This window comes from Marinomonas arctica (assembly GCF_003259225.1).
GTDB lineage: Bacteria > Pseudomonadota > Gammaproteobacteria > Pseudomonadales > Marinomonadaceae > Marinomonas > Marinomonas arctica.
In genome coordinates this window covers 1-19,765 of sequence record NZ_QHJF01000004.1, presented here as the reverse complement: position 1 = coordinate 19,765, position 19,765 = coordinate 1, and the positions used below count along the sequence as shown (strand labels likewise).

The 19,765-nt window shown below is 44.6% G+C and carries 25 protein-coding genes; 6 read left to right on the top strand and 19 right to left on the bottom strand.

Features of this window, described 5'->3' with window-relative positions:
- Positions 1 to 36: 36 nt before the first annotated feature.
- The 3 genes from DK187_RS02850 to DK187_RS02840 all read left to right on the top strand — a co-directional run bounded on the left by DK187_RS02850 (position 37) and on the right by DK187_RS02840 (position 2,543).
- A complete protein-coding gene (locus tag DK187_RS02850) occupies positions 37 to 231 on the top strand; it encodes a PA3496 family putative envelope integrity protein (protein WP_111605834.1) in 195 nt (64 codons plus the stop codon).
- A gap of 333 nt (positions 232 to 564) precedes the next feature.
- Positions 565 to 1,761, top strand: coding sequence for an amino acid aminotransferase (locus tag DK187_RS02845; protein WP_111605833.1), 1,197 nt, complete (start codon positions 565 to 567; stop codon positions 1,759 to 1,761).
- A 155-nt stretch (positions 1,762 to 1,916) separates the two neighbouring features.
- Positions 1,917 to 2,543 (top strand): DsbA family protein, encoded by a 627-nt coding sequence (locus tag DK187_RS02840; RefSeq protein ID WP_111605832.1) that lies wholly within the window; start codon positions 1,917 to 1,919, stop codon positions 2,541 to 2,543.
- 25 nt (positions 2,544 to 2,568) lie between these two features.
- Here DK187_RS02840 and DK187_RS02835 read toward each other — a convergent pair whose 3' ends face one another.
- The gene (locus DK187_RS02835; RefSeq protein ID WP_111605831.1) at positions 2,569 to 4,158 is read right to left on the bottom strand and encodes a GntR family transcriptional regulator; all 1,590 of its coding nucleotides are present in this window, start codon (positions 4,156 to 4,158) and stop codon (positions 2,569 to 2,571) included.
- Positions 4,159 to 4,313: 155 nt separating this feature from the next.
- Here DK187_RS02835 and DK187_RS02830 point away from each other — a divergent pair, with 155 nt between their 5' ends.
- Both DK187_RS02830 and DK187_RS02825 read left to right on the top strand, forming a co-directional pair.
- Positions 4,314 to 5,531, top strand: coding sequence for an aminotransferase class V-fold PLP-dependent enzyme (locus DK187_RS02830; protein ID WP_111605830.1), 1,218 nt, complete (start codon positions 4,314 to 4,316; stop codon positions 5,529 to 5,531).
- A gap of 6 nt (positions 5,532 to 5,537) precedes the next feature.
- Entirely contained in the window at positions 5,538 to 5,933 is a 396-nt protein-coding gene (locus DK187_RS02825) for a SufE family protein (RefSeq protein ID WP_111605829.1), read from the top strand.
- On the opposite strand, the gene DK187_RS02820 is transcribed toward DK187_RS02825, so the two are convergent.
- The 5 genes from DK187_RS02820 to tcdA form a co-directional block, all read right to left on the bottom strand.
- Positions 5,923 to 6,507: a LysE family translocator gene (locus DK187_RS02820; RefSeq protein ID WP_162623474.1), complete on the bottom strand. Its 585-nt coding sequence runs from the start codon at positions 6,505 to 6,507 to the stop codon at positions 5,923 to 5,925. The genes DK187_RS02825 and DK187_RS02820 overlap by 11 nt on opposite strands.
- A gap of 50 nt (positions 6,508 to 6,557) precedes the next feature.
- The gene (locus tag DK187_RS02815) at positions 6,558 to 7,382 is read right to left on the bottom strand and encodes a helix-turn-helix transcriptional regulator (protein WP_111605827.1); all 825 of its coding nucleotides are present in this window, start codon (positions 7,380 to 7,382) and stop codon (positions 6,558 to 6,560) included.
- A 129-nt stretch (positions 7,383 to 7,511) separates the two neighbouring features.
- Positions 7,512 to 7,919 (bottom strand): DCC1-like thiol-disulfide oxidoreductase family protein, encoded by a 408-nt coding sequence (locus tag DK187_RS02810; RefSeq protein WP_111605826.1) that lies wholly within the window; start codon positions 7,917 to 7,919, stop codon positions 7,512 to 7,514.
- Entirely contained in the window at positions 7,916 to 8,233 is a 318-nt protein-coding gene (gene yqfB, locus DK187_RS02805; RefSeq protein WP_111605825.1) for a N(4)-acetylcytidine aminohydrolase, read from the bottom strand. Before yqfB ends, DK187_RS02810 begins: the two co-directional genes overlap by 4 nt.
- Entirely contained in the window at positions 8,230 to 9,012 is a 783-nt protein-coding gene (gene tcdA / locus DK187_RS02800; protein ID WP_111605824.1) for a tRNA cyclic N6-threonylcarbamoyladenosine(37) synthase TcdA, read from the bottom strand. Before tcdA ends, yqfB begins: the two co-directional genes overlap by 4 nt.
- Before the next feature lie 104 nt (positions 9,013 to 9,116).
- Between tcdA and DK187_RS02795 the strand changes: the two genes are divergently transcribed.
- On the top strand, positions 9,117 to 9,857 hold the full coding sequence (locus DK187_RS02795) for a TrmB family transcriptional regulator (protein WP_111605823.1): 741 nt from the start codon (positions 9,117 to 9,119) through the stop codon (positions 9,855 to 9,857).
- Positions 9,858 to 9,985: 128 nt separating this feature from the next.
- Here DK187_RS02795 and DK187_RS02790 read toward each other — a convergent pair whose 3' ends face one another.
- From DK187_RS02790 to DK187_RS02730, 13 genes are all read right to left on the bottom strand, one after another.
- Positions 9,986 to 10,405 (bottom strand): F0F1 ATP synthase subunit epsilon, encoded by a 420-nt coding sequence (locus DK187_RS02790; protein ID WP_111605822.1) that lies wholly within the window; start codon positions 10,403 to 10,405, stop codon positions 9,986 to 9,988.
- Positions 10,406 to 10,468: 63 nt separating this feature from the next.
- On the bottom strand, positions 10,469 to 11,845 hold the full coding sequence (atpD, locus tag DK187_RS02785) for a F0F1 ATP synthase subunit beta (RefSeq protein ID WP_111605821.1): 1,377 nt from the start codon (positions 11,843 to 11,845) through the stop codon (positions 10,469 to 10,471).
- 29 nt (positions 11,846 to 11,874) lie between these two features.
- On the bottom strand, positions 11,875 to 12,735 hold the full coding sequence (gene atpG / locus DK187_RS02780; protein ID WP_111605820.1) for a F0F1 ATP synthase subunit gamma: 861 nt from the start codon (positions 12,733 to 12,735) through the stop codon (positions 11,875 to 11,877).
- Positions 12,736 to 12,818: 83 nt separating this feature from the next.
- Positions 12,819 to 14,363, bottom strand: coding sequence for a F0F1 ATP synthase subunit alpha (gene atpA / locus DK187_RS02775; protein ID WP_111605819.1), 1,545 nt, complete (start codon positions 14,361 to 14,363; stop codon positions 12,819 to 12,821).
- Positions 14,364 to 14,401: 38 nt separating this feature from the next.
- A complete protein-coding gene (locus DK187_RS02770; RefSeq protein ID WP_111605818.1) occupies positions 14,402 to 14,938 on the bottom strand; it encodes a F0F1 ATP synthase subunit delta in 537 nt (178 codons plus the stop codon).
- Positions 14,939 to 14,949: 11 nt separating this feature from the next.
- On the bottom strand, positions 14,950 to 15,420 hold the full coding sequence (locus tag DK187_RS02765) for a F0F1 ATP synthase subunit B (protein WP_111605817.1): 471 nt from the start codon (positions 15,418 to 15,420) through the stop codon (positions 14,950 to 14,952).
- Positions 15,421 to 15,478: 58 nt separating this feature from the next.
- Positions 15,479 to 15,736, bottom strand: coding sequence for a F0F1 ATP synthase subunit C (gene atpE / locus DK187_RS02760; protein ID WP_111605816.1), 258 nt, complete (start codon positions 15,734 to 15,736; stop codon positions 15,479 to 15,481).
- A 67-nt stretch (positions 15,737 to 15,803) separates the two neighbouring features.
- On the bottom strand, positions 15,804 to 16,631 hold the full coding sequence (gene atpB / locus DK187_RS02755; protein WP_111605815.1) for a F0F1 ATP synthase subunit A: 828 nt from the start codon (positions 16,629 to 16,631) through the stop codon (positions 15,804 to 15,806).
- Positions 16,632 to 16,685: 54 nt separating this feature from the next.
- Complete coding sequence (locus DK187_RS02750; protein ID WP_111605814.1) at positions 16,686 to 17,087, bottom strand: ATP synthase subunit I; 402 nt, start codon at positions 17,085 to 17,087, stop codon at positions 16,686 to 16,688.
- A 165-nt stretch (positions 17,088 to 17,252) separates the two neighbouring features.
- Positions 17,253 to 18,140, bottom strand: a complete 888-nt coding sequence (locus DK187_RS02745) for a ParB/RepB/Spo0J family partition protein (RefSeq protein WP_111605813.1) — start codon at positions 18,138 to 18,140, stop codon at positions 17,253 to 17,255.
- Positions 18,141 to 18,185: 45 nt separating this feature from the next.
- Positions 18,186 to 18,953: a ParA family protein gene (locus DK187_RS02740; protein ID WP_111605812.1), complete on the bottom strand. Its 768-nt coding sequence runs from the start codon at positions 18,951 to 18,953 to the stop codon at positions 18,186 to 18,188.
- A gap of 3 nt (positions 18,954 to 18,956) precedes the next feature.
- Positions 18,957 to 19,583: a 16S rRNA (guanine(527)-N(7))-methyltransferase RsmG gene (gene rsmG, locus DK187_RS02735; RefSeq protein WP_111605811.1), complete on the bottom strand. Its 627-nt coding sequence runs from the start codon at positions 19,581 to 19,583 to the stop codon at positions 18,957 to 18,959.
- 51 nt (positions 19,584 to 19,634) lie between these two features.
- Positions 19,635 to 19,765 (bottom strand): hypothetical protein (locus DK187_RS02730; RefSeq protein ID WP_162623473.1); only part of this gene is annotated, 131 nt, incomplete at its 5' end.

The following is a 19,765-nucleotide window of genomic DNA, read 5'->3' as shown; positions in this document are numbered from 1 at the left end:
GTTCAATGTCATCGAACGTCCAAAAAGGGTATAACGATGAGCAATTTTGCCGAAACACTAACTGAAGTAAAAACCGACATACTGCATGCCTCCATTAGTTTGGATAATGAAACAAAAGAACGGAATCAAAAGGAAGATGCAGCCCGTATGTTAAAAGCCCGACGTGCAATTGAACAGCACTTAGAACAAAAACGTTTGAACCATGATATCTCAAACGGCTGGGATGATTGATTTTATCTCGCTAAACTGAGTAGTTTTGTGTGACAAACTGGGCCTAACGTCTGCGTTAGGCCATAGTGTGTGCTTCTCTAAAAAAACGCTCGCGCCTACGATACATAGTAGGCCATTGTTTTTTCGATCGTACTTTTATGTGCGGGGCATTGTGCGCTTATTTTTAAAGGAGAAAGATCATCATTCCCTTAAAATATAACTTTTATCTCTTCTTATCGTCTTCGTTTTTCTGCAACTTATAGCGGTTACTCACGTCTTGGAGTACCATAGCGTCTGATTTTCATATCTTTTAATCCATAATAAAAAAGAAAATAACCCTCTTGGGGAGTTACCATGTTTGAACATATCCAAGCTGCTCCTGCAGACCCAATTCTTGGCCTGAATGACGCTTATAGAAATGATCTTAATCCACATAAAATCAACCTAGGTGTTGGTGTTTATAAGGATGAACAAGGCAATACACCGATTTTAAAAGCCGTTAAACAAGCAGAAGAACGTTTGTTAACCCAAGAAAAAACCAAAAACTACCTCAGCATCGAGGGCGCTCCCGCTTATCGATCTGCCGTGCAAACGCTTTTATTTGGTAAAGACCACAACATTATTACCAAACAGCTTGCTCAAACGGCACAAACTCCCGGTGGTACCGGTGCATTGCGCGTCGCCGCTGAATTCATTAAAAAGCATTTACCCGAAGCCACAATTTGGGTCAGTAACCCAACGTGGGCCAACCACCAGTCCGTTTTTCAGTCCGTCGGTTTAGAAGTGGGTAGCTACGCTTACTACAATGCCGATAACAAATCGCTGGATTTCGAAGCCATGCTGGCCAGTTTGTCGCAAGTGCCTGAAGGCGATGTGGTGTTATTTCACGGTTGCTGCCACAATCCAACCGGCATAGATCCCACACCAGAGCAGTGGTACCAATTAGCGAAACTCTGTAGCAAACAAGGCTTCTTACCCTTGTTTGATTTCGCTTACCAAGGGTTTGGTCAAGGTTTAACAGAAGACGCTCAAGGTTTGCGTAAGTTTTTAGAATATGTGCCTGAAATGCTCATCGCCAGTTCCTTCTCGAAAAACTTTGGTCTATATAACGAACGTGTTGGTGCGCTGACCATTCTCTGTGAAACCGCCGAACAAGCCGAAACCACGTTCACACAAATCAAACGCTGTATTCGCACCAACTACTCAAACCCGCCTTCCCATGGTTCTGCCGTCGTCGCCGAAATTCTCAATGACCCAGAGCTTTATACTTTGTGGGAAAGCGAGTTAAAAGCGATGCGGACACGCATTCACGAAATGCGCAGTTTGTTTGTGAATACCCTACGAATCAAAGGCGTGAGCCAAGATTTTTCGTTTATTTCGCATCAGCAGGGTATGTTCTCTTTTTCTGGGCTAACACCAGATCAAGTGGCGCAGTTGCGCAAAGAGTACGGCATTTATATTGTTGGCTCAGGACGCATCAGTGTCGCGGGCATGACCCATGACAACATGGGCCCACTTTGTGACGCTATTGCCGCGATTTTAAAGGGCTAAGATCACATTTACTCGCCTTGGTGTGAGGCAATAAAAACGGCTTCAACGTGAATGTTGAAGCCGTTTTTTTATATCTATGATTTTTGCTTGTTGTTTTATAACTCAGTAGGCTGTTACCTTATGGGTCCGCTTTTTTATACATACAGGAGCCATCTATGACCGCCACACTGATTTACTGCTACGATCCAATGTGTAGCTGGTGTTGGGGATTTCGTCCTACTTGGACCAAGCTGCAAAAAGCCTTGCAACATTTGATCGATGTCAATCAGCTCACCATTCAGCCCATGCTTGGCGGTCTTGCCATCGATTCCGATGTGGCCATGCCAGAGGAAATGAAAGCCAAACTGGAGGGCACATGGAAACATATTCAAAGCACTCTAGGAACGGAGTTTAATTTCGACTTCTGGAAAACCGCAGCGCCACGTCGATCAACTTATCCAGCCTGCCGTGCCTGTTACGTCGCCAGAGACATAGGACTCGAAGAAGAGATGTATCATGCCATCCAAGAGGCGTATTACTTAAACGCTAAAAATCCGTCGGATCTCGACACCTTAATTGCATGTGCTGAACAAATAGGCATGAATGCCGACGGTTTTCAGAAGACCATGCAGCACGTTAAAAATGAGCGTTTATTGGAAGAAGAAATAGAACAGGCGAGGCATCTTGGCTTGAATTCATTCCCTTCTTTAGCCTTGTTAATAGGCGATAAGCTCACGCCTATTCCACTAGATTACAAGGATCATTCAAGCATGTTAACTGCCATAAAAAAGGCGCTGTCATAGCGCCTTAAATCACTTTTCACTCTGCTTAACCAAAGTCGTGATTGATAAGATCCAACATTGGGTTATAAAGTGGTTCTGTTGTTGCGTTGCGTGATTTTTTCGCTTCTTTGTCAGACGCTCCAACATTGTTGGCTTCTAAAACATCAAACATTTGTAAATCACTTTCTATGGCTTCCGCGATCTCTTCAGCTTCTTCTGTTTGCTCACTCACTTCTGCTGACTCTGTTTTTAGTTCAATAACAGGATCATTTACCGTCTTGGTCGTCTTAATCTCTTCATCAACGACCAAATGCTCCGCCAAGGCTTTCGCTAAAGGCTCAACATCGTCTAAGGTCACATTCACTGCCAACCAATGATTAGCATCGGCTTCATGACTCACCAAAGCACCGGGCACGATCGCATGTCGAAAGCCGGCTAGTAGAGCCGTCATACTGGCAACATCCAACGGTTTAGACAAGCGCATCCAGAGTGACATCCCTCCTTTACTCGCTGCAAAACTGACATGCTCGCCCAGACGGGTTTCCAAATGCGCTTTAACACGCTCCGAATTTGCCCAAACTTCTCGAGCACGTTTCGTTAACGAACGTTTGCTATTAGGCTGCAAGGCGTCGTTCAGTGCCATCTGTTGAGCATCACTCAACGCCATATCGGCACCTAAAAAAGCCCCTTCTAACACGGCTTGATATCGACCTGGCAAGCACCAGCTTGCAGAGCGATCGACACCTTTTGATTCCACACCACCGATATAAACAATATGGTCAGACGAATCCATTGACTTGTAGGTCATCATCGAACCAGCGCGATACGCCAAATGCGAACACAGATCCCACTCGATCACGGGCAACTTGGTTTCTTCAATAATCGCCAACCAACGACGCAAACTTAAATTACTCACCAACTGACCCGCTGGAAACGAAAACTGCCCAGGCAAAACAATCAAACGAATGGCTTTATCCCGTAAACAGCGAATCGCTAAATCTAAATCGACACCGCGCTCACCCGCCGTAAGGGCAATCACCTGTCGCCCTAAACTTTGCAAGGTGGTGGTGATTCGAGGATCGCACGGCGTTAACACCAACACGCTGTCGCCACGTTGAGTTAAGGTTTGCACGGTTTGAGTGAAGATAGCTAAAGGTGAATGTCCTAACCAAAGGTGTGAGGCATGGACTTTAATACCAAGGCCTTTTAAATGCTCGCTAACGGCTTCGCGCACGGCTAAATGACCTTTACCCAAGACAGGCAGATGGACTTCTTCCTGACGCGCTGCGGGGCTTAAAAAAGCGTCGCTTTGATCGACCAAAGCCGCACGGTGAGCAAGACATGACCAAGCCGGCTTAGTGCCATCATTGGCCAGTTCACGTAGCTCATCCCCCGCCAGCAACAAAGCTGGCTTAGTGTCACTACGATGACAAACAAAGTAACCCGATTTGGGACGAGACTCGATCCAGCCATCTTCACTCAACAACTCATAACCGTGTATGACGGTGTTTAAGCTCAGGCCCAATTGTTTCGATAACGCTCGTAAGGAGGGCATCTTATCACCAGGCACAATGGCCTCTTGGGACATTTGATCCAAAAACCAATCCACCACACCTTTATATAAAAAATCCGCCACCGTTTTGTACCTTTTCTAGTTTGTCATCTAGTATCTGTTATCAATCATTATAGTTGTCTGAAAAAAACGCAAGTAAAAGCCCAATAATTCCCGCTTTTTGTAGGAGTTAAGGTACAATTTCTTTTATTTTAGGCTGATTTCAACGTAGAGTATTCATGGCTTTCGACCCGTTATTGCTTCGTCCCCTTTTTCCAATTTTGGCGCAATCGGCCTACGATCATCCATTAACCTACTTGGATAATGCCGCCACGACTCAAAAGCCCTTGCCAGTACTGGATGCTATCCAAGACTACTATCGACACTTCAATGCCAATGTTCACCGCGGCGCTCACTTTCTTAGCGATCGAGCCACTAACCGTTTTGAGCAAGCCAGAGATACCGTGGCGCGCTTTATCAACGCGCCAGAACAAAGCCACGTGATTTGGACAAAAGGCGCAACGGAAGCCATCAATGTGGTGGCCTACGGCCTTGAGCACATTCTTGAAAAAGGCGATGAGATCCTCATCACCAGTTTAGAACATCATGCTAACTTGGTCCCTTGGCAGCAACTGGCGTTTCGCACAGGCGCACGCTTACGTATTGTCCCCTTAACATCCAATGGGGAATGGGAACCCGAATTCAGCCACTATTTTACGGATCGCACTCGTATTTTTGCCGCAACGCAGGTATCCAATGCCATCGGGGCCAGCACGCCGCTGAAAACCATGATTGATCTTGCTAAACAGCAAGGGGCGTTTACCCTTGTTGATGGCGCCCAAGCCGTAGCGCACTATCCTGTGGATGTACAGGCCTTAGGCTGTGATTTCTACGTGTTTTCCGGTCACAAAATGTATGGGCCAACTGGCATTGGCGTTTTGTATGGCAAAAACCATGCATTGGAAATCTTAATGCCATACCAAACGGGCGGAGAAATGGTGCGCCATGTTTCCTACCAAGCCACAGAATTCAATGTTTTGCCTTATCGTTTGGAAGCGGGAACGCCACATATTGAAGGCGTTATTGGCTTAGCGGCGGCGTGTGACTTTCTTAACGCCCAAGATCGCCTAGCGTTATTGGCTTGGGAGCAATCGCTTGCGAATCATGTTTATACAAGACTGCATAAAGCGGGCGGTATCGAAATCTACTCCCCTGAGAAAAACACCACCCTAGTGTCTCTAAGTGTACCCAATATTCATATCTTGGATATAAACGCTTACCTAGACAGCCAAGGTGTCGCCGTTCGTGCAGGCAGCCACTGTGCCCATCCATTAATGGCACAACTTGGTGTTGCCGGAACCTTACGTGCCTCCTTCGCTTGTTACAACACCATGGAAGAAGCCAACCGCTTCTGTGATGTGTTGCTCGACGCCATAGACCTACTAAACGATGAGTAACCCGTGATGACAGACACCATACACCTCAAAGCCCAACTACAGGCGTGTCGAAGCAAAGAAGACACCTTCAAAACCTTGGTGACGTTGAGCAAAACCTTACCGCGCTTGTCTGCTGAAGAAAAAATCGAAGACAACAAGGTAAAAGGCTGCGAAAGCGCCGTTTGGCTCATCATTGAAGAAAACCATGGCCTACACCACTTCAAAGCCGACAGCGACGCCAAACTTATGCGCGGTGTATTAGTCGCCATATTGAGCTTGGTAGAAGGAAAAACACTCGCAGATATTCAACAAATGGACCTCAAAGCAGAGCTGGCCGAACTCAACTTATCAAGTTACCTAACCAGCTCTAGAACCAATGGCGTATTAGCGATTTTGGAAAAAATACAGGTACCTAAACAATAAAACCTGCTATGCCCAAACCGATAAACAACAACCCTGTAATACAATTAATCAGTACTATATGGTGCTTTAAAAAGTGAGAAACTTTATCTATCGCTGATGAGATAAGTATATGGATAATCAAAGTGATCACGACCAACTCTAGCGTTAATAATACCGAATAGACCACAAAATATTCGTTTGACGGGACGAACAAGGGAAATAAAGCGCCAAAAACGACCAATGTTTTTGGATTTAATAGCGAGATCAATACACCGTTTTTAAAACTGTATCCTTGCGCGGCGATAGTCACTTCGCTGTTGGCATAATACAACACCTTGCAACCCAAATAAGCGATATAGCCGCTACACAACCACGTCATAATTTGAAACGCTTGCTCACTTGAATGAATCACGGCTAACAGCCATGTATTAGCCAGTAAAGATGCCAACATAAGCCCCGTGGCAATACCAAAAATCACGGGCAAGGTACGGCGAAGATTGTGGTTAATGCTGTTACTGACCACAGCCAATCCACCAGGTCCTGGTGATAATGCCGATGCTAGGCAAATGGCCAAAAACGCTAGTTGATTTTCCATGACTTTGCTCCTCACTATTGAGGTCATCACTTTAATCAGCCTGTTAGCTTTTATCTTGTAAAAAATTGCTTTTGATAGGCCGTTGGCGTGATCCCCATCGCGCTAACAAATGCTTTGGTGAAATGGCTTTGATCATGAAAACCACAATTGAGCGCAATATCAACAGCACTAAAACCGCGCTTTAGTTGAGCTCGAGCATGATTCAAGCGTTGTTGGATTTGATATTGATGAGGGGTTAACTGATAACAACGCTTAAATTCTTTAATGAGGTGAAACTTGTTGATACCAGCCTGTTGCGCAATGACTTCAAGGGAAAGTTTCTGCTGATAGCAGTCTGACAGTAAATCACGTACTGACTCAATATTGGATTGTGCTTTATTAAAATGGCGTATCGACGTTTGTTGGCTTTCCTGTAATAGTAAGTTCACCAACAGCATTTCCCAATGCACCTCAATATCCAAGGCTTCCGCGCCATGAGAGAGCTTCTTAAGTAGCATCCGCATCTGCTGGCTTAAGCGCGCGTCGCTGATCACACTTTGTCGAAAATGGGGGATATGCTCAACCCCAAACAAAGACTGGTTTAAAGCCATCATGCGCTCCTTGGATGGATACATAGCACGATAACGCCAACCTTCCCCTCTTCCCTTAGATCCAGTGTGCAATTCATCAGGAGCAACAATCGATAATTGTCCCGGCAAGGCATTATGACTCTCGCCACGATGACTAAAATGCATTACTCCCGCATCGACCACCGAGATAACAAAGCCATCGTGAGCATGTTTACCAAACACAGTATCAGTAAACTGCGCGTCAATCATTTCCACACCACCCAAGATTTGGCTAGTTGAAACGTGGCAATATTCGTTTGCGTGCATCCGGCCTCCAAGTAAACGTCAACTCTGCCTAACGCTAACTATTCGGGTAAAAAAAATCTTGTAAAAAATTGCGGATGTATTTCAAGATAACCTTTAATAATCCTCTATTTAAATATAACGACATGCTCGTTAGAACCTATCGTTACCATCTTGCTTTAAGTTATTAATTTTAGTTTTGCCCAATATTTTTAACAACAGATTACGGCAATACCTTAATATGGGATACAAAATAGCAGCGATTTTTTTAGAACGAAACAGCCAATAATTCAAGCGGTTAAACACGCCAGATCGGCTACTCAGCAAAGCTAAAAGATGAATGGCATCAGCGCCATAGTAAAGCTGTCCATCCATTTTCAACACCATACCTTGATCGATGTCCAAACCCTTGGCGCTGATTTCTTGCAACACGGCTGGATTCTCTCTCGCGTCAATGAGTACTAATTCACCAACACTTTGACGTATGCGAACAATCTGACAGTAAACATCACAAGCAGGACATTCCTTGTCATAGATGAGCATAATCTGTTTGTCTGTCATGCATCAACCCGCTGATAAGAGATCAAATACAGCTGCTGAATCCCTGGGTAAATGTCTTGAATCACGGCACTCAATTCATCCAAGGTCATGTTTTCTTGTGCGGCATGATAATCCGTTAGAGCGTCAAACAAGACCGGCTCGACAGACACTATTTTTATGCGACAAAATTCACGACCGTCTTCGAAGGTAGATACGGTGACAACAGAATCCGGCACATAATGCTTTTCCGCTTCATCACGCAAAGTAATGGTCTTTTTGCCCGATAGAATATCAGCCTCAAAGCGCTCAAAGAACGTCATGGTAGTTGGTGTCATGGATTCGCCTTCTGCGCCAGTTTTTCCAACACTCTCGACACCGCCACAAACGCGAAGGAAGCGGTTACGGCGGTGCTCGCACCAAAGCCAGTATCGCAGTTCATTTTGGTTTCTGTATCGCCTTTTAAACGCTGGTGAGAAACCGTGCCGTCACCTTGCGGGTAGCGCAATTGCTCGGTGGAATACACACATTCGATGTCAAAGCGGCGTTTGGGATTGCGAGTGAAGTTGTAATGGCGTCTTAAAAAGTTGCGTAGTTTTGCCGCGAGCGGGTCTTTTTCCGTTTTTGAAAGATCACCGATTAAGATTTTCGTCGGGTCTATTTGACCACCCGCGCCACCGACAGTAATCACTTTGCGCTTGTTGCTCTTACTCCATGCCATAAGAGCCGCTTTGGGCTTGATACTGTCTATGCAGTCGATAATGTAATCAAAGGGCGTAGAGAGCAGCTCAGCGATGTTCTCAGGGGTAATAAAGTCTTCAATGCGGGTTACTTGGCAATCGGGGTTAATCAACTTAATACGCTCGGCCATTACATCGACTTTCGATTCGCCAATGTTGCCATCTAGGGCATGAATTTGACGGTTGGTATTGGTGATACAAACATCGTCCATATCGATCAAGGTAATGTGACCAATACCAGAACGAGCTAAGGCTTCAGCCGCCCAAGAGCCAACGCCACCAATACCAATGACACACACGTGAGCTTGAGTAAAAAACTCATACGCTGCATCCCCATATAAACGGCGAATGCCACCAAATCGTTGATCATTTGTCACTTTTTTCTCCTCGCAGAAAAATCGCCCTGCGCTTTTTCTATCAATAAGTGTATTCTTTTAAATCATTAAAAACGCTACAAATTATAATCAGGTACTAGAGCCCTATGATTCAGCAAGCTTTTGAAATGCTTGGTTTAACACCAAAAGAAACGCAACTTTATCAAACCTTGTTAAAACTCGGTCCGTCTTCCATACGAGACATTGCCGAACACAGTGGCATCAATCGCGGTACGGCCTATGAGTCTCTCAAACAATTACAAACAAAAGGTATTGTCAGCTATTTCCCAAAGGGAAAGCGTCGTCTTTTTACGGCTGAAAACCCAGATATCTTATTAAACCTAGCGGAAGAAAAACGCAACCGACTCAATAAAACCATAGAGAACCTAAAAAACACGATTATTCCAAACCTGCATCAACAGCAACCAGACTATCATCAAACCCATGTGCGTTATTACGAAGGCGACGATGGCATCGAATGGGTATTGCGCGATATTTTAAACGTGGTATCACAACAAGACCACAAAGAATATTGTGTGTTTTCATCTAAACCAATCCGTCCCTTTTTGTACCGCCCTTTTCCTAACTACACCAAACAACGGGTAAAACTGGGAATCAACGTAAAAGTGATCGCACTGGGTGATGGTGGTGAGGAAGCACAGTTGTCGGAACGTAAGTGGATTAAAACGGAAGGTTCGGTCGACGCCAGTTACATTGCTATCTATCCGCCAAAATGTGCGATTATTTCTTTGGCGAGTAACAACTTCCCTTCTGCCGTGGTGTTGGAATCGAAAGACATCGCCAAGGCGCAGCAGATCATTTTTGACACGCTGTGGAAGATGCTTTAATAAGACACTTTTCTATTAAATAACAGGCCCTTAAATAACAGGCCCTTAAATAACATCCCCAAATAGCAGACAATAAAAAAGCAGCTCTGAGGCTGCTTTTTTTTGACTTTCGTCTTCAACAAAACCGCTTAACTTTGATGGCGGAACTGTTGAATAGTACGTAAACGGGCGACGGCTTCTGCCAATTCCGCTGTTGCACGAGAATAGTCGACGTCAGCTTGTTGATTGGCTAAAAGCTCTTTTGCATGTTCTTGCGCTTTTATGGCCGCTTCTTCGTCTAAATCTCTTGCACGAGTGGCTGTGTTAGCCAAGACGGTGACACGGTGCGGTTGAACTTCTAGGAAGCCACCAGACACGAAGATAAACTCTTCATCACCATTTTCTTTAACCACACGGACAGGACCAGCTTCCAGCGTTGTCAGTAACGCAGCGTGACCTGGCATAATACCAAGATCACCGTAACAACCTGAAGCCACAAGAAATTGAACCGAACCGGAAAAAATCTCTTGTTCAGCGCTTACGATATCGCAGTGTACTGTGATAGCCATAAGTTGCCTCTCTTAGTCATACTTAGCAAAAGCGTCTAATGACGCTTTTGCTGCGTGTGATGGTTAAAGTTTCTTAGCTTTCTCGACGGCTTCGTCGATGCTGCCAATCATGTAAAACGCTTGCTCTGGAAGGTCATCAAACTCACCATCCAAAATGCCTTTAAAGCCACGGATAGTATCTTTCAAAGAAACATACTTACCAGGTGAACCTGTAAAGACTTCGGCTACGAAGAAAGGCTGAGACAAGAAACGCTGGATTTTACGAGAACGGTTAACCGTTTGCTTATCTTCTTCAGATAACTCGTCCATACCCAAAATTGCGATGATGTCTTTCAATTCTTTGTAACGCTGCAATACCATCTGAACGCCACGTGCTACGTCGTAATGCTCTTGACCGATAACCAATGGGTCAAGCTGACGAGACGTACTGTCTAGAGGGTCAATCGCTGGGTAAATACCCAAAGAAGCGATATCACGAGACAATACAACGGTCGCATCCAAGTGAGAGAAAGTCGTTGCTGGAGACGGGTCAGTCAAGTCATCCGCAGGTACGTATACCGCTTGAACGGACGTGATAGAGCCTGTCTTAGTAGAGGTGATACGTTCTTGAAGAACACCCATCTCTTCAGCAAGCGTAGGCTGGTAACCTACCGCAGATGGCATACGACCTAGCAATGCAGATACTTCGGTACCGGCAAGCGTGTAACGGTAGATGTTATCTACGAAGAAAAGTACGTCACGACCTTCGTCACGGAACTTCTCAGCCATAGTCAAACCAGTCAAAGCAACACGTAAACGGTTACCTGGTGGCTCGTTCATCTGACCGTATACTAGAGATACTTTATCGATTACGTTCGAATCCGTCATCTCGTGGTAGAAGTCGTTACCTTCACGAGTACGCTCACCAACACCTGCGAATACAGAGTAACCGCTGTGCTCGATAGCGATGTTACGGATAAGTTCCATCATGTTTACGGTTTTACCAACACCGGCACCACCAAACAGACCAACTTTACCACCTTTCGCGAAAGGACAAACAAGGTCGATAACCTTGATGCCAGTTTCTAGCAATTCGTTACTAGAAGACTGCTCAGCATAAGAAGGTGCGGAACGGTGAATAGACCAACGCTCTTCTTCGCCGATTGGGCCTTTTTCGTCAATTGGGTTACCTAGCACGTCCATAATACGTCCTAGTGTCTTCGTACCAACAGGAACAGAAACAGGCTTATTAGTGTTTTCAACCACTAAACCACGTCTCATACCATCAGTAGAACCCATGGCGATGGTACGAACAATACCGTCACCTAGTTGCTGTTGTACTTCCAACACCAACTCTTTGCCCTCGATAGTCAGGGCATCATATACTTTTGGCACGCTATCACGTGGGAATTCCACGTCGATAACCGCACCGATAATCTGTACGATTTGTCCGCTACTCATGTTCGGATCCTCTTAAATACCTAAATACCTTAAACCGCTGCCGCGCCGCTGACTATCTCAGAAATTTCCTGAGTAATCGCCGCTTGACGAGCCTTGTTGTACACCAACTGCAATTCATCAATGATATCGCCTGCGTTGTCGGTCGCATTTTTCATCGCAAGCATACGCGCTGCTTGTTCACATGCAATGTTTTCAACCACAGACTGATATACTTGAGATTCAATATAGCGAACCAATAATTCGTCGAGAATTTCAACGGCATCCGGTTCGTAAATGTAATCCCAGTGGTGCTGTAACTCTGTATTCTCTTCCGCTTGTAACGGCAAAAGCTGCTCAACCATCGGTTTCTGAGTCATCGTATTGATAAACTCGTTAGAAACAACGTAAAGACGATCAATACGACCTTCATCGAAAGCATCCAGCATGACTTTCACACTGCCGACTAAGTCGTCGACTTTAGGTGCATCACCTAAACCTGTGATCGCTGCTGTCACGTTTCCGCCGTAGTTACGAAAGAAAGAAACCGCTTTGCTACCAACAGCACAGATGTCAATTTCAACACCAGACTGCGCAAATTGCTTCATGTCTTTAATAGCAGCTTTAAACAAGTTAACGTTCAAACCACCACATAAACCACGGTCAGAAGAGACTACGATATAACCAACACGCTTCGCCTCACGATCGGTAAGGTAACGGTGTTTATACTCAGGATTCGCGTTAGCCAAATGACCAACTACTTGGCGAATTCGTTCCGCATACGGACGAGAAGCGGCCATACGATCCTGAGCTTTACGCGTTTTACTTGCCGCAACTTTTTCCATTGCACGAGTAATTTTACGCGTATTATTAATGCTCGAAATCTGAGTACGTATCTCTTTTCCGACTGCCATAATGAACTACCCTTGTGAGAATGTTATTTCACAAACTGTCCGAAACTGGTGGCAAGCTAAACATCCGCCTGCCACCAAAGTCATTACCAAGTTTGTGTCGCTTTAAACTTCTCGATTGCCGCTTTCAAAGTCGCTTCAATCTCGCCGTTAAAGTTGCCAGTTTTGTTAATGTCAGCCATTAGATCAACGTGTTCGCTGTTCATGTAGCTCAACAAAGCTTTTTCAAAACTGCCAATTTTGCTTGTTTCAACATCTGCAAGGTAACCATCGTTAGCAGCGTAAAGAACCACGCCCATATCAGCCACAGGCATAGGAGAGAACTGCTTTTGCTTCATCAGTTCAGTAACCTGTTTACCATGTTCTAGCTGTTTACGAGTCGCTTCGTCTAGGTCAGAGGCGAACTGAGCGAATGCCGCCAATTCACGATACTGAGCCAAAGCAAGACGAATACCACCGCCAAGTTTTTTAACAATCTTAGTTTGCGCTGCACCACCAACACGAGAAACCGAAATACCGGCGTTCATCGCTGGACGGATACCCGCATTAAACAAGCTCGTTTCTAAGAAGATCTGACCATCGGTGATAGAGATAACGTTTGTCGGTACGAAAGCCGATACGTCACCACCTTGTGTCTCGATGATTGGCAATGCTGTCAAAGAGCCTGTTTTACCTTTCACTTCACCATTGGTGAATTTCTCTACGTAGTCAACGTTTACACGAGACGCACGCTCAAGAAGACGAGAGTGAAGATAGAAAACATCACCAGGGTACGCTTCACGACCCGGCGGACGACGAAGTAGCAAAGAGATCTGACGGTATGCCCAAGCTTGCTTGGTTAAATCATCGTATACGATCAATGCGTCTTCACCGCGGTCGCGGAAGTATTCACCCATTGTACAACCAGTGTATGGTGCTAGGTATAGCATAGCAGCAGGATCAGAAGCGCCTGCAGCAACCACAGTGGTGTAAGCCATCGCGCCCGCTTCTTCAAGCTTACGCACGACGTTAGCAATGGTAGATTGTTTCTGACCAATGGCAACGTAAACACACTTAATACCGCTGTTTTTCTGAGCGATGATAGTGTCGATAGCAAGTGCTGTTTTACCAACCTGACGGTCACCGATGATTAACTCACGTTGACCACGGCCTACTGGTACCATGGCATCAATTGCCTTGTAACCCGTTTGAATTGGCTGATCAACTGACTGACGAGCGATTACACCCGGCGCCACTTTTTCAACTTTGTCGGTTAGTTTTGCATCGATTGCGCCTTTGCCGTCAATGGGGTTACCCAATGCGTCAACAACACGACCAAGCAATTCAGGTCCTACTGGCACTTCTAAGATACGACCAGTACATTTAACCTTTTGGCCTTCTACAAGGCTTTGGTATTGACCTAGTACTACCGCGCCCACAGAGTCACGCTCTAGGTTCAAGGCAATACCGTAAATACCACCAGGGAATTCAATCATTTCCCCGTACATAACATCTGCCAGACCGTGAATCAGAACGATACCGTCTGCCACACTGACAATTGTGCCCTCATTTTGGGCATCAGAAGTAACATCGAGGTTCTCGATGCGCTTCTTGATAATCTCGCTGATCTCAGATGGATTCAGTTGCTGCATGCTAAATTCCTCAACCCTGGTTTCGATTCAACGAAACACTAGGAGTTTATCGCCTCGGCCAGTTTTGCTAATTTACCGCGTACTGAACCGTCGATGATTAAGTCACCGGTACGGATAACCACGCCACCAATTAGGCTCGCGTCTGTTTCATTGGTTAAGTTGACAGTACGGTCCAACTTTTTACTCAATGAAGCGGCCAATGCTTGTGTCTGTTCAGCTGATAATTCAAAAGCTGAAGTAAACTTAACGTTTACGGCTTTTTCAAAGTTCAGCTTGAACTGTAAAAATAACTCAGAAATAGCAGGAAGAAGCGATAAACGCTTATTCATGGCAAGAGTCAGCAAAAATGCTTTACCTTGCTCTGTTGTTACTTCTGCACAAACATCCGCCAGAGCGTTTGCCTTCTCTTCCGCACTAAAAGCGGGATTTCCAAGTGCTTTTTTAAGCTTTGGTTCTACTGTTACAGCGGCTAATGTATTTAACATTTCTGCCCACTCAGCAATATGACCCTGCTCTCTAGCCACTTCGAAAGCCGCTTTAGCGTACGGTCGCGCGACTGTTTTTAATTCAGCCATTAGACCCTCGCTTAAAGCTCTTTGGCGAGCTGTTCAACGATCTCGCTATGTGCTTTTTCGTCAATGGTGGCGCCCAAAATTTTCTCGGCTCCAGCAAAAGCCAAAACAGAAACTTGTGCACGCAGTGCTTCTTTAGCACGCATAACATCTTGCTCTATTTCCGCTTGAGCTGCTTCGCGCAGACGTTTGCCATCAGCAATCACCTGCTCTTTTGCCTCGTCGATCATTTGGTTCGCACGTTTGTTGGCTTGTTCAATAATCTCGGCCGCGTTGTCTTTGCTTTCACGTAGTATTTGAGCGGCTTGTTCTTGTGCCAACTCTAGATCACGTGAAGCGCGGTTCGCTGCTTCTAAACCGTCTGCTATTTTTTTGCTACGCTCTTCGAGCGCAGCAATCACTGGTGGCCACACAAATTTCATGCAGAACCAGACAAAAATAGCAAACGAAATAGCTTGGCCTATAAGTGTGAGATTCAAATTCACGCTAATACCCTCGCTTTAGTCGTTCAAAAAAATAAGTCACTTTCATTAAAGTGAAATATTAGCCTGCAACCAAAGCAACGAATGGGTTTGCGAAAGTGAAGAACAATGCAATACCAACACCGATCATAGATACAGCGTCCAAAAGACCTGCAACGATGAACATTTTGGTTTGTAGCATTGGTGCAAGTTCTGGTTGACGCGCACTCGCTTCAAGAAATTTGCCACCCAAGATAGCAAAGCCAATTGCTGTACCCAATGCAGCCAAGCCGATAAGGATTGCTACAGAGATAACAGTTAAACCAACTACAGTTTCCATTTTAACTCCTAGATTTTACAGTTTTAGATTCAAGTTTAAAAAAATTATTACTATATATAACAATATCTTAGTGTTCTTCGTGAGCCATGCTCAGGTATACAATAGTCAACATCATAAAGATAAAAGCTTGCAATGTGATGACTAGAATATGGAAGATTGCCCATGGCACAGACAAGGCCCATTGAACACCCCATGGCAAAATAGCGATCAAAATAAAGATCAATTCACCAGCATACAAGTTACCGAACAATCGCAAGGCTAATGATACTGGTTTTGCCAACAAACCAACCATTTCCAATACAAAGTTAAATGGAATCATGATTGGCGTGTTAAAAGGTTGCAATGTCAGCTCTTTTGCAAAGCCGCCAATACCTTTCATTTTTATGCTGTAGAAAATAATTAGGAAGAAAACAGATAAGGACAAACCCAATGTGGCATTGATATCCGTTGTCGGTACTATTTTAAAATACTCCAAACCAAAAATATCATGTGCAATTCTTGGAATGAAATCGACTGGTACCAAATCCATTAAGTTCATCAAAAATATCCACACAAAAATAGTCAATGCCAATGGAGCGATGACTTTGCTTTTACCATGGAAACTTTCTTTAACCGAATTATCAACGAACTCAACCATCAACTCTACAAAGTTTTGCAGACCTGTTGGTGTTGCTACTGATGCTTTTTTCGCCGCAATACGGAACAGCCATAGGAATAAAATACCCAAACCAATAGAGAATCCCATTGTATCTAGGTGTATCGCCCAAAAGCCCATATCCGAAGCTTGCTTAGATGTCTCCGCAATACCCCAGCTACCATCAGGGTGCTGACCAAAAGTCAAGTTCTGAAGGTGATGCTTTATGTACTCCGCAGCCATTGGATTTTCACTTGCCATATATATATCCACGCTCTTTTAATGTTAAAAACTACGCGCCCACAATATACGCTATTAGCGAATAAACGCAGGGCTGAGCCAGTGACTCAAAATTGCTAAACCAAAGCCTATAAAAAAGCTTCCTGCAGCCAAGGGTTGCACGAAAATAAACACCAGTGATAGCAGCATCGCTGTTATAACCAGCTTGCCCGCTTCCCCTCTGTAAAAAGATTTAACAACCTCTTTCGCAGACAAAACTCCTTTATGGCCAAACACACGCCAAGCCATGTACATGTTAGGTAATATGCTGGCCAGAGCACCCAGTAAAAAAGAGTACCCATACAGACCACCAAAAATGTAAAAAATTCCCAACGATGCGAAAATAGTAAGAAATATTTGTAATAGCAGAAAACGGAATACAGCCTTCTTTTTAGCACTCACGATAGCGCTTGCACTTAGCGGCTTTTTTGACTCCATTATCACTCTCTCTATCTCGCACCACAAAAGTGCAATCAATGTGATGTATTATAAAATTCGAGGCATTATAGGGGTAATGACGGCGGTGTTCAACTTAAACTGGTTATAAGGATCACTTTCTAGACATCTTGTCTAGATAGGAATAAGCATTTGTCATAAATTGCTTCATTTGCCAGAAAGTAGCTCATTGATTAAGAGTTCTAAGTGCTCTGGGTTACGATATTCAATCACCAGCTTGCCTTTTCCTTTTGCGGACGGCTGTATCTTGACTGATGCGTTAATTTTTTGACTGATGCGTTCCGCCTCTGCACTTAAATCTGGCAGAACAGGAGGTTTTCCTTCTTCACTCTTTTCAATGACATGGAAGTTTTTTACCAATCGCTCAGTTTCTCGAACAGACAAAGACTTAGTGACTACTTGCGATGCGGCCTGAACTTGTTTGTCACTTTCTAATGGTAATAAGGCTCTAGCATGGCCCATTTCAATATCGCCATGCTCTAATAGACGACGCACTTCCGGCGTCAGGCTTAAAAGGCGCAACAAATTCGCTACGGTTGAGCGTGATTTACCAACTGTATCAGCCACTTCTTGTTGGGTAAGGTGAAAATCTTCCACTAAACGCTGTAGAGCCAACGCTTCCTCTACAGGGTTTAAATCTTCTCGTTGGATATTTTCAATCAACGCCAGTACCACCGCATCGGCGTCTTCTACATGACGAACGATAACAGGAACTTGTGTTAAATCTGCTAATTTAGCGGCACGCCAACGACGCTCACCGGCAATAATTTCATATTGATTATGGCCACTTGGTCGTACAACAATAGGCTGCATTATGCCTTGGTTTCGAATAGACGCCGCTAAGTCTTCTAAGTGCGTAGGGTTCATGTCACGACGAGGTTGGAACTTACCTTTCGAAAGCCAATCGATCGGTAGGTATGTTAGGCCTTTTATTTGTTCACTATTTACATCACTGTCAGACTCTTTGATTGCCGTCGTTTGCGGTGCTAATAATGCATCTAAGCCACGACCTAGACCTCTTTTTTTCATCGTCATTTCATTAACCCTAATTGCTATTAAAGCACACTTATAAAATCGTAATTACGCTACCGACTTTCGAATAAACTCACCCGCTAAAGCAAGGTAAGCAATGGCACCACGAGATTGTTTTTCATAATGCAAAACAGGCAAACCATAACTCGGAGATTCCGCTAAACGAATATTTCTAGGAATGACCGTATCGTATACCTTATCGCCAAAATGCTTATGAAGTTGGCTAGACACATCATGTGTCAGACTAGGACGAGGATCATACATGGTTCGAAGAATTCCTTCGACCTCTAGTGATGGGTTTAATGCTTGAGTGATGCGATTAATGGTTTGCAATAACGCCGTTAACCCTTCTAGAGCATAATATTCACACTGCACTGGAATCAATACGCCTTGGGAAGCCGCCAAGGCATTTACCGTCAGCATATTTAAGGCAGGAGGACAATCCAACAAGATATAATCAAAATCGTTGTCGACTTCGTATAAACCAGCACGCAAACGTGTTTCTTTGCTAGGTAAATCAAGCAACACAACCTCCGCGCCAGTTAAATCCGCATTAGCAGGCAATACCCAATACTCGCCCGGCATACTTTTTTTCATGACTTCTTTCACACCATGAGAACCAATCAGTACGTCGTAGACACTGGTGTCCAATTCTTCTTTGATCAAGCCACTACCGGTTGTCGCGTTCCCTTGCGGATCTAAGTCTATTAACAGCACTCGACGTTTCATCGCCGCAAGAGATGCCGCCAAATTAACACACGTCGTGGTTTTGCCGACACCACCTTTTTGATTGGTAACTGCGATGATTCTTGCCATGTTTTATCCTTTACGCGTCATCACTACCATGTGACGCTCCGCCTGAACATGTGGCACGTTAAGAGGTTCAACAGAGACTAAATCAACCTCTTTTGGTAGTGCCGCGATTTCTTCACTAGGGTAAACCCCTTTCATGGCTAAAAAGTTACCAGTCTCCTTGGGAAGAGGTAACGTCCACTTAATCATATCCTGTAAAGAGGCAAACGCTCGAGAAATCACGTGATCGTATTCACCCTGATGCGGATGTTTTTCGACGCGTTCATTTGCCACGATGACATTATGAACCCCTAGCTCCATTTTCACCTGCGTTAAAAAGCGTGTTTTCTTACCGTTGCTGTCTAATAAGGTAAATTGTTTTTCAGGGTAACAAATTGCAAGCACCATACCAGGTAAGCCAGGTCCCGTGCCAACATCGATAATATTGGTTCCGGTTATAAAGGGTAACGTGGTTAAACTGTCGAGCAGATGCAAAGAGATCATCTGTTCGACATCACGGATAGCAGTCAAGTTATAAGCCTTGTTCCACTTTTCTAACATGGCTAGGTATTTTACAAGCGTCTGAATCGTTTCATCAGATAGAACAGCGCCCATTTGTTGGGCGCCTTTTTGAATGGTGTCAAAATGTGTCACAGTCGATCCATTTCTATAAAGATAGCAATTAGGGATTATCGGCTGATGATTCTAGGCACTTTTGCGTGCAATGGCACGTTTTTTCAAGTGAATTAACAGTAAGGAGACTGCCGCGGGCGTTACACCTTGAATCCGAGAAGCGGCTGCAAGCGTCGCAGGACGAAGCTGTGTTAGCTTTTGCT

Bases quoted from the DNA above. Each gene is read 5' to 3' on its own strand.
- DK187_RS02850 (WP_111605834.1), top strand. From the start codon at position 37: ATGAGCAATTTTGCCGAAACACTAACTGAAGTAAAAACCGACATACTG.
- DK187_RS02845 (WP_111605833.1), top strand. From the start codon at position 565: ATGTTTGAACATATCCAAGCTGCTCCTGCAGACCCAATTCTTGGCCTG.
- DK187_RS02840 (WP_111605832.1), top strand. From the start codon at position 1,917: ATGACCGCCACACTGATTTACTGCTACGATCCAATGTGTAGCTGGTGT.
- DK187_RS02830 (WP_111605830.1), top strand. From the start codon at position 4,314: ATGGCTTTCGACCCGTTATTGCTTCGTCCCCTTTTTCCAATTTTGGCG.
- DK187_RS02825 (WP_111605829.1), top strand. From the start codon at position 5,538: ATGACAGACACCATACACCTCAAAGCCCAACTACAGGCGTGTCGAAGC.
- DK187_RS02820 (WP_162623474.1), bottom strand. From the start codon at position 6,507: ATGGAAAATCAACTAGCGTTTTTGGCCATTTGCCTAGCATCGGCATTA.
- DK187_RS02815 (WP_111605827.1), bottom strand. From the start codon at position 7,382: ATGCACGCAAACGAATATTGCCACGTTTCAACTAGCCAAATCTTGGGT.
- DK187_RS02810 (WP_111605826.1), bottom strand. From the start codon at position 7,919: ATGACAGACAAACAGATTATGCTCATCTATGACAAGGAATGTCCTGCT.
- yqfB (WP_111605825.1), bottom strand. From the start codon at position 8,233: ATGACACCAACTACCATGACGTTCTTTGAGCGCTTTGAGGCTGATATT.
- DK187_RS02795 (WP_111605823.1), top strand. From the start codon at position 9,117: ATGATTCAGCAAGCTTTTGAAATGCTTGGTTTAACACCAAAAGAAACG.
- DK187_RS02790 (WP_111605822.1), bottom strand. From the start codon at position 10,405: ATGGCTATCACAGTACACTGCGATATCGTAAGCGCTGAACAAGAGATT.
- atpD (WP_111605821.1), bottom strand. From the start codon at position 11,845: ATGAGTAGCGGACAAATCGTACAGATTATCGGTGCGGTTATCGACGTG.
- atpG (WP_111605820.1), bottom strand. From the start codon at position 12,735: ATGGCAGTCGGAAAAGAGATACGTACTCAGATTTCGAGCATTAATAAT.
- atpA (WP_111605819.1), bottom strand. From the start codon at position 14,363: ATGCAGCAACTGAATCCATCTGAGATCAGCGAGATTATCAAGAAGCGC.
- DK187_RS02770 (WP_111605818.1), bottom strand. From the start codon at position 14,938: ATGGCTGAATTAAAAACAGTCGCGCGACCGTACGCTAAAGCGGCTTTC.
- atpE (WP_111605816.1), bottom strand. From the start codon at position 15,736: ATGGAAACTGTAGTTGGTTTAACTGTTATCTCTGTAGCAATCCTTATC.
- atpB (WP_111605815.1), bottom strand. From the start codon at position 16,631: ATGGCAAGTGAAAATCCAATGGCTGCGGAGTACATAAAGCATCACCTT.
- DK187_RS02750 (WP_111605814.1), bottom strand. From the start codon at position 17,087: ATGGAGTCAAAAAAGCCGCTAAGTGCAAGCGCTATCGTGAGTGCTAAA.
- DK187_RS02745 (WP_111605813.1), bottom strand. From the start codon at position 18,140: ATGACGATGAAAAAAAGAGGTCTAGGTCGTGGCTTAGATGCATTATTA.
- DK187_RS02740 (WP_111605812.1), bottom strand. From the start codon at position 18,953: ATGGCAAGAATCATCGCAGTTACCAATCAAAAAGGTGGTGTCGGCAAA.